Source organism: Oerskovia turbata (genome assembly GCF_000718325.1).
In the GTDB taxonomy this organism is placed as follows: Bacteria; Actinomycetota; Actinomycetes; order Actinomycetales; family Cellulomonadaceae; genus Oerskovia; species Oerskovia turbata.
The window spans coordinates 112,379-125,079 of record NZ_JOFV01000007.1 but is presented as its reverse complement, the minus strand read 5'-3'; the positions used below and the strand labels follow the sequence as shown (position 1 = coordinate 125,079).

At 73.0% G+C, this 12,701-nt stretch carries 12 protein-coding genes; 11 read left to right on the top strand and 1 reads right to left on the bottom strand.

Annotated features, from left to right (window positions below; all coding sequences use genetic code 11):
- The first annotated feature begins 44 nt into the window (after window positions 1–44).
- The 8 genes from IE95_RS0109535 to IE95_RS0109500 all read left to right on the top strand — a co-directional run bounded on the left by IE95_RS0109535 (window position 45) and on the right by IE95_RS0109500 (window position 8,771).
- Window positions 45–1,577, top strand: coding sequence for a replication-associated recombination protein A (locus IE95_RS0109535; protein ID WP_030151398.1), 1,533 nt, complete (start codon window positions 45–47; stop codon window positions 1,575–1,577).
- A 247-nt stretch (window positions 1,578–1,824) separates the two neighbouring features.
- Window positions 1,825–2,451 (top strand): 30S ribosomal protein S4, encoded by a 627-nt coding sequence (gene rpsD, locus IE95_RS0109530; protein WP_030151397.1) that lies wholly within the window; start codon window positions 1,825–1,827, stop codon window positions 2,449–2,451.
- A gap of 142 nt (window positions 2,452–2,593) precedes the next feature.
- Window positions 2,594–2,971, top strand: a complete 378-nt coding sequence (locus IE95_RS0109525; protein WP_030151396.1) for a DUF948 domain-containing protein — start codon at window positions 2,594–2,596, stop codon at window positions 2,969–2,971.
- Window positions 2,971–3,312 carry a hypothetical protein gene (locus IE95_RS0109520; RefSeq protein WP_030151395.1) on the top strand — a complete coding sequence of 114 codons (342 nt, stop codon included), beginning with the start codon at window positions 2,971–2,973 and terminating at the stop codon, window positions 3,310–3,312. Before IE95_RS0109525 ends, IE95_RS0109520 begins: the two co-directional genes overlap by 1 nt.
- Before the next feature lie 147 nt (window positions 3,313–3,459).
- Window positions 3,460–6,153 (top strand): alanine--tRNA ligase, encoded by a 2,694-nt coding sequence (alaS, locus tag IE95_RS0109515; RefSeq protein ID WP_030151394.1) that lies wholly within the window; start codon window positions 3,460–3,462, stop codon window positions 6,151–6,153.
- 11 nt (window positions 6,154–6,164) lie between these two features.
- On the top strand, window positions 6,165–6,695 hold the full coding sequence (ruvX, locus tag IE95_RS0109510; protein WP_030151393.1) for a Holliday junction resolvase RuvX: 531 nt from the start codon (window positions 6,165–6,167) through the stop codon (window positions 6,693–6,695).
- 55 nt (window positions 6,696–6,750) lie between these two features.
- The gene (gene mltG, locus IE95_RS0109505) at window positions 6,751–7,893 is read left to right on the top strand and encodes an endolytic transglycosylase MltG (protein ID WP_030151392.1); all 1,143 of its coding nucleotides are present in this window, start codon (window positions 6,751–6,753) and stop codon (window positions 7,891–7,893) included.
- Window positions 7,890–8,771 carry a shikimate dehydrogenase gene (locus tag IE95_RS0109500; RefSeq protein WP_030151391.1) on the top strand — a complete coding sequence of 294 codons (882 nt, stop codon included), beginning with the start codon at window positions 7,890–7,892 and terminating at the stop codon, window positions 8,769–8,771. The genes mltG and IE95_RS0109500 overlap by 4 nt, the downstream gene beginning before the upstream one ends.
- Before the next feature lie 33 nt (window positions 8,772–8,804).
- Here IE95_RS0109500 and IE95_RS18870 read toward each other — a convergent pair whose 3' ends face one another.
- The gene (locus tag IE95_RS18870) at window positions 8,805–9,518 is read right to left on the bottom strand and encodes a prepilin peptidase (protein WP_129429578.1); all 714 of its coding nucleotides are present in this window, start codon (window positions 9,516–9,518) and stop codon (window positions 8,805–8,807) included.
- Window positions 9,519–9,703: 185 nt separating this feature from the next.
- Between IE95_RS18870 and aroC the strand changes: the two genes are divergently transcribed.
- The 3 genes from aroC to aroB are packed head-to-tail and all read left to right on the top strand — an operon-like array spanning window position 9,704 to window position 12,700.
- Window positions 9,704–10,921: a chorismate synthase gene (gene aroC / locus IE95_RS0109490; RefSeq protein WP_030151389.1), complete on the top strand. Its 1,218-nt coding sequence runs from the start codon at window positions 9,704–9,706 to the stop codon at window positions 10,919–10,921.
- A 1-nt stretch (window position 10,922) separates the two neighbouring features.
- On the top strand, window positions 10,923–11,495 hold the full coding sequence (locus IE95_RS0109485; RefSeq protein WP_030151388.1) for a shikimate kinase: 573 nt from the start codon (window positions 10,923–10,925) through the stop codon (window positions 11,493–11,495).
- Entirely contained in the window at window positions 11,492–12,700 is a 1,209-nt protein-coding gene (aroB, locus tag IE95_RS0109480; protein ID WP_084690048.1) for a 3-dehydroquinate synthase, read from the top strand. The genes IE95_RS0109485 and aroB overlap by 4 nt, the downstream gene beginning before the upstream one ends.
- Window position 12,701 lies beyond the last annotated feature (1 nt).

The following is a 12,701-nucleotide window of genomic DNA, read 5'->3' as shown; positions in this document are numbered from 1 at the left end:
ACCGTGTGGGTGGGGGTGCGTAGGCTCGGGGCATGCTTCCCGGGATGGACCTGTTCGACGCCGCGACCTCAGGCACCCAGGGGACTCCTCGACCGGGACCGGGTGCGCCGCTGGCGGTGCGTATGCGTCCGGCCGCGCTCGACGAGGTCGCCGGCCAGGAGCACCTGCTCGTCGCCGGGTCGCCGCTGCGCCGCCTCATCGAGGTGGACGGTCCGGGGGCCTCGCGTGCGGCGCCGGGCTCGGTCATCCTGTGGGGCCCGCCGGGCACGGGCAAGACGACGCTCGCGTACCTCATCGCGACGACCTCGGGCCGGCGCTTCGTCGAGCTCTCGGCCGTGACCGCGGGCGTCAAGGACGTGCGCCAGGTCATCGACGACGCGCGCCGTCGCCTCGCGACGGGCGGCGAGGAGACGGTCCTGTTCATCGACGAGGTCCACCGCTTCTCCAAGTCCCAGCAGGACGCGCTGCTGCCCAGCGTGGAGAACCGCTGGGTCACTCTCGTGGCGGCCACGACCGAGAACCCGAGCTTCTCGGTCAACTCCCCGCTGCTCTCGCGCTCGCTCCTGCTCACCCTCAAGCCCCTCACGTCGGGCGACGTGCGCGCCCTGGTGCACAGGGCGCTCGTCGACGAGCGCGGGCTCGGCGGGGCCGTCACCCTCGCGGACGAGGCCGAGGAGCACCTGGTCCGCCTCGCGGGCGGTGACGCCCGCAAGGCGCTGACCATCCTCGAGGCCGCGGCAGGGGCCGCGCTCTCCGAGGTCCCGGACGCCCCCGTCCGCACCACCGCCCTGCCCGACGACGACGCGACGGACGCGAGCGACGCCGTCGGGCGGGGCGACGCACCGGGGGAGGGCGAGGCGCCCGGGGAGGGCGAGACCGCCGGGGCGCCCGACGAGGAGACCGAGGCCGCGGCCACGGACGAACCCGCTCCGGTGGCCGAGGCCGTGGTCGTCGACCTCGAGACCATGGAGCGCGCGATCGACGTCGCCGCCGTGCGCTACGACCGTGACGGCGACCAGCACTACGACGTCACCAGCGCGTTCATCAAGTCGGTGCGCGGCTCCGACGTCGACGCCTCGCTGCACTACCTCGCGCGCATGATCGCCGCGGGGGAGGACCCCCGGTTCATCGCCCGGCGCATCGTCATCTCGGCTGCGGAGGACGTCGGCATGGCCGACCCCAGCGCGCTGCAGACCGCGGTCGCCGCGGCCCAGGCCGTCGCGCTCATCGGCATGCCCGAGGCCCGCATCATCCTCGCGGAGGCCGTCGTGCACCTCGCGACCGCGCCCAAGTCCAACGCGGCCTACCTCGGGATCGACGCGGCGCTCGCGGACGTGCGCGCGGGCAAGGTCGGGACGGTGCCCGCGCACCTGCGCGACGCGCACTACGCGGGCGCCAAGGAGCTGGGGCACGGCAAGGGGTACAGGTACGCGCACGACGCCCCGCACGCGGTCGCGCGCCAGCAGTACCTGCCCGACGTCCTGCAGGGCACGCGCTACTACACGCCGACCGACCGCGGGTTCGAGCGGTCCGTGACCGAGCGCCTCGACCGGATCCGGCAGATCCTCGGGGACTGAGCCGGGCACCCACCCGTCCCGGACGGGCCATGGCGCACCGTGCGGTAGACTTCTCAGGTTGTCTCCGCCCGTCAGGGCAGGGGCGACCGCCTGGGACCTCGGCCCCGCAGCCCCGCAGGACACCCTCGACGCACGTCGAGGGGAGTCGCATCCTCACGGATCACGGCGGCGGCTCATCGGCTGGTCCCGCACCCGGCAATCCGCACGGGTGTGACGTCAAGTACACACGACAGGACAGGAACACACTGTGTCTTCAGTGACTCGTTCGCGCCGCCAGGTTCGCCTGAGCCGCGCGCTGGGCCTCGCGCTCACGCCCAAGGCCGTCAAGCACTTCGAGAAGCGCCCCTACCCGCCCGGTGAGCACGGCCGCGCCCGTCGCCGCACCGAGTCGGACTACGCGGTGCGTCTTCGCGAGAAGCAGCGTCTGCGCGCCCAGTACGCGCTCCGCGAGAAGCAGATGGCTCGCGCCTACGAGGACGCTCGCAAGGACGCCGGTCTGACCGGTGAGGCCATGGTCGAGAACCTCGAGATGCGTCTCGACGCGCTCGTGCTGCGTTCGGGCTTCGCCCGCACCATCCTGCAGGCGCGCCAGGCCGTCGGCCACCGCCACATCCTCGTCGACGGCAAGATCGTCGACCGCCCCTCGTTCAAGGTGAAGCCGGGTCAGACGATCCAGGTCAAGCCCAAGAGCCAGGCCACCACGCCGTTCCAGGTCGCCGCTGCCGGTGCGCACCGCGACGTCCTGCCGGCCGTCCCGGCCTACCTCGACGTCCAGCTCGAGAAGCTGAGCGCCGTCCTGGTGCGTCGCCCCAAGCGCGTCGAGGTCCCCGTGACCTGCGAGGTCCAGCTCGTCGTCGAGTACTACGCTCGCTGATCCTCCAGCGCGGCCGCTGCCGCGCGCCGTGCACGAACGCCTCGCTCACCGCTTCGACGGGGAGCGGGGCGTTCGTGCATCCGGGTAAGGTTTCGCGAGGCGTGCCGTCCGTCGCGTCGCGCCGTCGAAGGAGGAGCAGGAGATGTCCGTAGGAGATGTGGCCGGGCTGATCGCCGCCATCGCATTCGTGCTGCTGGTGGGGGTCCTCGCGGTTCCTCTGGTCAAGCTCGGCCGGGTGCTCGACGAGGCCCGCGTGAGCATCAAGGAGGTCACGGACCACTCGGTGCCGATCCTCGACGAGGCCGCCACGACCGTGGCCACGACGAACAGCCAGCTCGTCAAGGTCGACACGATCACGACGTCCGCGGCGCAGGTCAGCGAGAACGTCTCGGCCCTCACGGGCCTGTACGCGGCGACCTTCGGGGCGCCCCTCGTGAAGGTCGCGGCGTTCACGTACGGCGTGCGCCAGGCGTTCGCCCGGGCCTCGGGCCGCTCGTCCGGGCCTCGGACCGGTCGCTGATGCGTCGGGTCTTCTGGGTCGGCGTCGGCGTCGCCATCACCGTGGTCGTCGTCGTCAAGGGGCGGCAGGTGATCGCGCGCTACGCGCCTGCCTCGCTCGTCGACCAGGCCACCGACCAGGTCAACTCGATCGGGGAGAAGGCCACGAGCTTCGTGTCCGTCTTCCGCGAGGAGTTCCGCACCGCGCGTGACGCGCGCGAGGCCGAGCTGCTCGCGTCCCTGCTCGCCGAGGGCCAGCCGGACCCCGACGACGTGCGTACGGCCCGTGCGGCGCGCCGTGCGCGCGCGGGGGAACCCGGCGTCGACGACGACGAGGACCTGCTCGGGTACTCGTTCTACTGATCCACCCCCCGGGCCTGCTTCCGCCCGCGCGACGAGCGTCGCGCGCACCGGGGGGAAGCACGCCGGGAACATACTTGTTCTAGCCGGTGCCGCCCGCCTCCAGCGGTGCGCCCGGGCCGTTCCCTCTTCCGACTTCCGAAGGACATCATGCGTACCGCCGAGATCCGCAAGCGTTGGCTCGACTACTTCGCCGCCCAGGACCACACCGTCGTGCCCTCGGCGTCGCTCGTCTCGCCGGACCCCTCGACGCTGTTCACCATCGCGGGCATGGTGCCGTTCATCCCGTACATGACGGGCGAGCAGACGGCGCCGTGGGCCCGCGCGACGAGCGTGCAGAAGTGCGTGCGCACCCTCGACATCGACGACGTGGGCAAGACCACGCGCCACGGCACGTTCTTCCAGATGAACGGCAACTTCTCGTTCGGGGACTACTTCAAGGAAGGCGCGATCACCTACGCCTGGGACCTCATCACGCGGTCCCAGGACGAGGGTGGGTACGGCATCCCCGAGGACAAGATCTGGGTCACCGTCTTCCACGAGGACGACGAGGCGCGCCAGCTCTGGAAGAAGATCGCCGGTCTGCCGGACGAGCGCATCCAAGGCCTCGGCATGGGACCCAACTACTGGTCCACGGGGGCCCGCGGGCCTGCCGGTCCCTGCTCGGAGATCTTCTACGACCGCGGCCCGGCCTACGGCCCCGACGGCGGTCCCGCGATCGACCTCGCGGGCGACCGGTTCCTGGAGATCTGGAACCTCGTCTTCATGCAGTACGAGCGCGGTGACGGCGGGACCAAGGAGTCCTTCCCCATCCTGGGCGAGCTCACCAAGAAGAACATCGACACCGGCATGGGGCTCGAGCGTGTCGCGTTCGTCCTGCAGGGCGTCGACAACATGTACGAGATCGACGAGGTCTTCCCCGTCATCGCCGCGGCCCAGGAGCTCTCGGGCAAGCGCTACGGCGCCGACGCCGACGACGACGTGCGCATGCGCGTGGTCGCCGACCACGTCCGCTCGGCCCTGATGATCATCAGCGACGGCGTGCGCCCCTCGAACGAGGGCCGCGGCTACGTGCTGCGTCGTCTGCTGCGCCGCTCGGTGCGTGCGATGCGCCTGCTGGGCGTCGAGGACCCCGCGCTGCCTCAGCTGTTCCCCGTCTCGCGCGACGCCATGCAGGCCTCCTACCCGGAGGTCGGCGCCGACTTCGAGCGCATCTCGCAGATCGCCTACGCCGAGGAGGAGGCGTTCCGCCGCACCCTGACCTCGGGGACCACGATCCTGGACACCGCGGTCGCGGCTGCCAAGACGAACGCGGGCACGGGCGGCACCCCGGTCCTGCCCGGCGACCAGGCCTTCGCACTGCACGACACGTACGGCTTCCCGATCGACCTGACCCTCGAGATGGCCGCCGAGCAGGGCGTCCAGGTGGACGAGAAGGCGTTCCGCGCCCTCATGCAGGAGCAGCGCACCCGTGCGCGCGCCGACGCGCTCGCCAAGCGCACGGGCGGCGTCGACACCGCGGCCTACGAGGCCCTGCAGGGCGAGCTCGCCCGTCCGGTCGAGTTCCTCGGCTACACCGACGCCTCGGCGTCCGTCAACGTCGTGGGCCTCCTGGTCGACGGCGTGCCCTCCCCGGCCGCGACGGCCCCGGCCGACGTCGAGGTCGTCCTCGACCGCACGCCGTTCTACGCCGAGGCCGGCGGCCAGCTCGCCGACCACGGCACGATCGTGCTCGACGGCGGCGCGACCATCGAGGTCGACGACGTGCAGCGCCCCATCAAGGGCTTCTCGGTCCACCGCGGGCGCCTCGTCGAGGGCGTCGTGGCGCTGGGTGACCCCGGCACCGCGCAGATCGACACGGCGCGCCGCAAGGCGATCAGCCGCGCCCACACCGCGACGCACATGATCCACAAGTCCATCCAGGAGGCCCTGGGCAAGGACGCGACGCAGGCCGGGTCGGAGAACGCACCGAGCCGCATCCGCTTCGACTTCCGCGCCTCGAGCGCGGTCCCCGCAGGGGTGCTGTCCGAGGTCGAGGAGCGCGTCAACACCCAGCTCGCCGAGAACCTCGAGGTCACGGACAAGGTCATGCCCATCGCTGAGGCCAAGGCGCTGGGCGCCATGGCGCTGTTCGGCGAGAAGTACGGCGACCAGGTGCGCGTGGTCTCGATCGGCGGCGACTGGTCGCGTGAGCTGTGCGCGGGAACGCACGTCAAGCAGTCCGGTCAGCTCGGTCTGGTCACGCTGCTCGGCGAGTCCTCGATCGGCTCGGGCGTGCGCCGCGTCGACGCGCTCGTCGGCGACGGGGCCTACGGCTTCCAGGCCAAGGAGCACGCGCTCGTCGGACAGCTCACGGGCCTGCTGAACGTGCGCACCGAGGAGCTCCCCGACCGGGTGGGTTCGCTCGTGGCGCGACTGCGCGACGCCGAGAAGGAGCTCGCGGCGCTGCGCCAGGCCCAGCTCCTGGCTGCGGCCGAGAACCTCGCGGCCGGTGCGCAGACCGTGGGCACCACGCGCGTCGTGGTGCACGACGCGGGCGAGGTCGCCTCCGCGGACGACCTGCGCGCCCTCGCGCTCGACGTGCGCGGCCGTCTCGCGGACTCGGCGCCGAGCGTCGTCGCCGTCGGAGGTGTCAGCAAGGACCGTCCTCAGGTCGTCATCGTGACCAACGCACCGGCCCGCGAGGCCGGCCTGCGTGCAGGCGCCCTCGCGAAGAAGGCCTCGGGCGTGCTCGGCGGCGGCGGCGGCGGCAAGGACGACATGGCCCAGGGCGGCGGCACCGACGTGTCCGCCCTCCCGGCCGCGCTCGCGGGCATCCGCGACGACGTCGCCTCGGCGCTCTGAGCGCGCCCCCGATGACGGTCGACGGCCACCAGGCGGGCACCCCTCTCCCGAGGGGCGCCCGCCTGGGCGTCGACGTGGGCAGCGTGCGCGTCGGGCTCGCCGCGAGCGACCCCGACGGCCTCATCGCGACCCCCGTCGAGACCCTTCCCCGGGACACCAGGACGACGCCCTCGGCCCCCGACGACGCGGTGGCGACCTTCCCGAGCGACGTCGCGCGGATCGCGTCGGAAGTGGAGGAACGGGGTGCACGTGTGGTGTACATCGGGCTTCCTCGACACCTTTCCGGCGCGGAAGGTGCCGCCACCGCGTCCGCACGTGCGTACGCTGGACTGGTGGCACGTGCCGTCGCACCGGTCCCGGTGCACCTCGTCGACGAACGCATGACGACCGTGAGCGCCCACCAGGCGCTGCGGGCGTCGGGGCGTGCCGGGCGCAAGCAGCGCTCTGTCGTCGACCAGGCGGCGGCAGTTATCATCCTCCAGACCGCTCTGGACCGCGAGCGGAGCGCGGGGGCGCGCGCTGGAGAGTTCGTAGAACGTTGATCGTTGCGTCGCGGCAAGGACCGCCGCGCGCACACCCGTCAGGAGGCAGCCTCCCGTGACCGACCTATTCGACCGCCCGCCGGTGCAGCACCAACCACCGTCGCGGGCGACCCGTTCGGGGAACCGAGACCGTCGCGCCGCGAAGAAGCGTGCGCAGCGCCGGCGTCGGCGCACCCTGATCGTGGTGCTCGCGCTGGTCCTCGTGGGCGGGGCCGGGTACTACCTGGTCAACAACGCCTCGAGCCTGCTGGGCTTCGAGAACCCTTTCAGCGCCTCGGACTACGAGGGGCAGGGGGTCGACCCCGTCGACGTGACGATCGAGCCGCAGTCGACGGGTGCGGACATGGGCCAGACGCTCGTCGAGGCGGGGGTCGTGAAGTCGGCCAACGCGTTCGTCAAGGCCTTCAAGGCGAACCCGGACGCCGGCAAGATCCAGCCTGGCAACTACACGATGCTCACCGAGATGAAGGCGTCCGCGGCGGTCACCCTGCTGCTGGCCAAGACGAGCAAGAACGAGATGAAGCTGACCGTGCCCGAGGGGTTCACGGCGGCGCAGGTCATCGAGCGCGCCGTCTCCGTGACGGGCAAGTCCCAGGAGGAGTTCCAGGCCGCGATGGCGGACCCGGCCGCGGTCGGCCTGCCGGCCGAGGCGGGCGGCAACTTCGAAGGGTGGTTCTTCCCGAGCACGTACGTCCTCGAGCCCAACGACTCGGCGGCCACCATCGTGGCCAACATGATCGCCACGACCGTCGCCAACCTCGACTCGCTCGGCATCCAGCCGGCCGACCGTCAGACGGTCCTGGTCAAGGCCTCGCTCATCGAGCGTGAGGCGAAGGCCGAGGAGGACCGCCCCAAGATGGCGCAGGCGATCGAGAACCGTCTGACGCGGGAGATGACCCTCGACATCGACGCGGCCGTCGCGTTCGGCCTGGGCAAGCCGGGCACCGAGATCACCAACGCCGACAAGGCGAACACCGACAACCTGTACAACCTGTACAGGCACAAGGGGCTGCCGCCCGGCCCGATCGCGTCGCCCGGGATGAAGTCGATCGAGGCCGTGCTGAACCCGGAGCCGGGTGACTGGATCTTCTGGGTCGCCGTCAACCTGGACACCGGTGAGACCAAGTTCTCCTCGACGCTGCCCGAACACCAGAAGTACGTCGACGAGCTGCGTGCATGGCAGAAGGAGAACCCGTGACGGTGGGCACGGTGCGTCGCGCCGCCGTCCTGGGCCACCCCGTCGCCCACTCGCTCTCACCCGTCCTGCACTCGGCCGCCTACCGGACGCTGGGTCTGGACGGGTGGGAGTACACCGCCATCGAGGTCACCGAGGAGCAGCTGGCCGGCTTCGTCGAGGGGCTCGACGAGAGCTGGGCCGGGTTGAGCCTGACCATGCCGCTCAAGCAGGTCGTCCTGCCTCTCCTCGACCACGTCGAGCCGCTGGCCCAGGTCGTGGGGGCCGTGAACACGGTCCTGTTCCAGCCCACGGGCTCGGGACGAACGCTCGTGGGCGCCAACACCGACGTCCACGGCCTGGTGGCGGCGCTGCGGGAGGGCCTGGGCGACCGTCCGGTCGGCTCAGCGGTGGTGCTCGGGGCGGGGGCCACCGCGGCCTCGACCCTGGCAGCGCTCGCCGAGCTCGGCTGCACGACGCCGACCGTCCTGGTGCGCTCGCTCGGGCGCACGGGCGGCCTGCAGCGCGCCGCGCACCGCATGGGGGTCGCGCCGCGGTTCGCGGTCCTCGACCCCTCCTCGCCGCTCGTGACGCAGGCCGACGTCCTCGTCTCGACACTGCCCTCCCGGGCCGCCGACCCGGTGGCCGAGGCGGTCGCGGCACGCGTCGGCGAGGGCTGCCCGCGCCCGCGCGGGGTGCTGCTCGACGTGGTCTACGACCCCCGCCCGACGGCGCTCTCCCGGGCCTGGGCGGCCGCCGGCGCCACGGTGGTGGGCGGCGAGCGCATGCTCCTGCACCAGGCCGCCGAGCAGGTACGGCTCATGACGGGGCTGGTCGTGCCGGTGACCGCGATGGCCGAGGCGCTCGAGGCGGCCCTCGCGCCGAGCGCCGCCAGGACCTGAGCCCGGGGCCGCGGCCCCGGTGGTCGCCCACGCTCAGCCCAGCAGCAGCGCCTCACCGAGCACCGCGGGACCTCCGGCCGCACCGACGAGCGCGCCCGCGAGCATGAACGGGCCGAACGGGATCGCGGTCCGTCGTCCTGCCCGCCCCGCGGCGAGCAGGACGACGGACCAGGCGCCGCCCAGGAAGAAGGCCGCGCTCGCCCCCACGGCGAGCTCGGCCCAGCCGCACCAGGCGAGCACCGCGCCGATCAGCCCGGCCAGCTTCACGTCGCCGAAACCCAGGCCCGAAGGGGCCAGGGCCAGCAGGAAGTACGCGCCGTAGAGCGCCAGACCACCGGCCAGGGCGCGGACGAACGCGCCGCCGTCGGGCACCACGACGCTCGCCAGACCCAGCAGCACCGCCAGGACGGGGTAGGACGGCAGGACCAGGGCGTCCGGAAGGCGGTGCGTGCGGGCGTCGATCACGGCGAGCGCCGACCCCAGCACGGCGAGGTAGCAGGCCGCGGGCAGCAGCGCGACGGGCTGGCCCGCGCCCACCACCCCGACGACCGTCGCGGGCAGGGCCACTGCCGCGACCGCGAGGACCGCACGACGGTGCGGCCGCACCTCCGCCCCGGCCCGGTGCCAGGTTCGGACCGGCAGCAGTGACGCCCGCGGGTCCGGCGGGTCCACCGGGCTCCGCGTGGCCCCTCCGGCACCGTCCCGACCCGGCACGCTGACCGGGCCCCTGCCCCCTGCGTCGCTCACCGGGCGAACCTAGCGCAGCGGGCCCGGGCAGGTGCGTCGTCGTCCACAGGCGGAGTCGCGCCGGCTCCGTCCATGCCCGACGCTCCTGCCCGGTGTGCAGGCGCCCGAGCGACCGTGCACGTCGGCGCGGTCCGCACTGCGGTCGGGTTCGGGGACGTGCCGGGTGACGTGGGAGGATTCTGCTCATGCTTCGTTGGTTGACATCGGGTGAGTCGCACGGTCCGGCGCTGGTCGGCATCCTGGAAGGGCTGCCCGCAGGGGTCGAGCTCGTGACGAAGGACGTGCAGGACGCGCTCGCGCGCCGCCGCCTCGGGTACGGGCGCGGTGCGCGCATGAAGTTCGAGCAGGACGAGGTCCGCATCCTCGCGGGGCTGCGCCTGGGCCTGACGCAGGGCGGCCCGCTCGCGATCGAGATCGGCAACACCGAGTGGCCCAAGTGGGTCGACGTCATGAGCGCGGACCCCGTGCCCGCCGAGGCGCTGCAGGTCGACGCCGGGACGGGCGACGTGCGGGAGATCGCCCGCAACCGCCCCCTGACGCGCCCGCGTCCCGGGCACGCGGACCTGATCGGCATGCGCAAGTACGCGTTCGACGACGCCCGCCCCGTCCTGGAGCGCGCCTCGGCGCGCGAGACCGCGACCCGCGTCGCGCTCGGCGTGGCCGCCGCCAAGTTCCTCGAGCAGGCCGTCGGGATCCGCCTCGTCTCGCACGTCGTGGGCATCGGCACGGTCGACGTCCCCGAGGGCGCGGCCCTCCCGCAGCCCGACGACGTCGCGCGCCTCGACGCCGACCCGGTGCGCTGCTTCGACCCCGCGAGCTCCGCGGCGATGGTCGCCGAGATCGACGAGTGCCACAAGGACGGCGACACCCTCGGCGGCGTGGTCGAGGTCCTGGCGTACGGTGTCCCGTCGGGGCTGGGCACCTACGTGCAGTCCGACCGCCGGCTCGACGCGCGCCTCGCGGCCGTCCTCATGGGCATCCAGGCCATCAAGGGCGTCGAGGTCGGCGACGGCTTCCGCACCGCACGCCGCCGCGGCTCGCAGGCCCACGACGAGATCGTGCGCGGCGAGGACGGGCACCTGCACCGCCTGAGCAACCGCGCGGGCGGTGTCGAGGGAGGCATGTCCAACGGCGAGGTGCTGCGCGTGCGTGCCGCCATGAAGCCCATCTCGACGGTGCCGCGCGCGCTCGCGACGGTCGACGTCTCGACGGGCGAGCCCGCCAAGGCCCAGCACCAGCGCTCGGACGTGTGCGCCGTGCCGCCCGCGGCCGTCGTCGCCGAGGCCATGGTCGCGCTCGTCCTCGCCGAGGCCGTCCTCGAGAAGTTCGGCGGGGACTCGGTCACCGAGGTCCGCCGCAACGTCGAGGGCTACCTGGCGTCGGTTCCCGAGCTGCTGCGCTGAGATGACCACGAGCACCGGCCCCCGCGTCGTCCTCATCGGCCCTCCCGGCAGCGGCAAGTCCACCGTCGCGAACGTCCTGGCCGAACGACTGGGCCTCGCGGCCCGCGACACCGACACCGACGTGGAGGTCCTCGCAGGCAAGACCGTCGCCGACGTCTTCCTCGAGGACGGCGAACCGCACTTCCGCGACCTGGAGCGCGAGGCCGTGACCCAGGCGCTCGCGGTCCACGAGGGAGTCCTCGCCCTGGGCGGCGGCGCCGTCCTCGACGAGCACTCCCAGGTCGCGCTCGAGGCCTACTCGGCCGCAGGGGGAACTGTGGTCTTCCTCGACGTGTCCCTGGCCCACGCGGGCCCGCGGGTCGGGTTCAACCAGGCGCGGCCCCTGCTGCTCGGGAACCCCCGGGCCAGGTGGCAGGCGCTCATGGAGCAGCGCCGTCCCGTGTACGAGCGGCTCGCCACCGTGCGGGTCGTGACGGACGCGCGCACCCCCCGCCAGGTGGCGGGGGAGATCGAAGCAGCACTCGGCGGCACGTCCCAGGACGCCGCGGCCGACCGGACGAGGAGCGAGCAGTGAACGACCAGCAGACGACCGGGACCGACGGGCCGTCCGTCAGCGCCACGACCAGCGGCTCCCCGCAGGGCACCCCGGCGACCCCGGCGCGCGTCCGGGTCGAGGGCACCCAGCCCTACGACGTCCTCATCGGGCGCCACCTGCTCGGCGAGCTGCCCTCGATGCTGGGTCCCGACGTCCGCCGCGTCCTCGTGATCCACCCGTCCGCGCTCGCGACGTCCGCGGACACCGTGCGCGAGGACCTGCTCGCGGTCGGCTACGAGGCGTACATCGCCGAGGTGCCGGACGCCGAGGAGGCCAAGACCGCGCAGGTCGCGGCATTCCTGTGGCAGGTGCTCGGGCAGGCCGACTTCACGCGCAGCGACGCGATCGTCTCGGTCGGTGGCGGCGCCACGACCGACCTCGCGGGCTTCGTCGCCGCGACCTGGCTGCGCGGCATCAAGGTCGTGCACGTCCCGACGACGCTGCTCGCCATGGTCGACGCGGCCGTGGGCGGCAAGACGGGCATCAACACGGCCGAGGGCAAGAACCTCGTGGGCGCGTTCCACCCGCCCGCCGGGGTGCTGTGCGACGTCGCAGCCCTGGAGTCGCTGCCCAGGTTCGACTTCGTCGCCGGGCTCGCGGAGATCGTCAAGACCGGCTTCATCGCCGACCCGCGCATCCTCGAGCTCGTCGAGGAGAACGTCGACGAGCTCAAGGCCTGGGGCGGCGCCGAGGTGCCGGCCTCGACGTGGGCCGTGGTCGTCGAGCTCATCGAGCGTTCGGTCGCGGTCAAGGCGCGCGTCGTGGGCGAGGACCTCAAGGAGGCCGGGCTGCGCGAGATCCTCAACTACGGGCACACCCTGGGGCACGCGGTCGAGCTCACCGAACGCTACGCGTGGCGCCACGGCGCGGCCGTGTCGGTCGGGATGGTCTTCGCGGCCGAGCTCGCGCGACTCGCGGGCCGCCTCGACGACGAGACCGTGGACCGCCACCGCGCGATCCTCGGCAGCCTCGGCCTGCCGCTGACCTACCGCGGCGACCGGTGGGAGCAGCTCCTGTCCGCGATGCGGCGCGACAAGAAGTCGCGCGGCGACATGCTGCGCTTCGTCGTGCTCGACGGCCTGGCCAAGCCGGGGCGCCTCGAGGGCCCGGACCCGGCGCTCCTCGCAGCCGCGTACGCAGAGATCTCGATCGACGCCCCCCGGGGTGGCCCGATCGCCCTGTGAC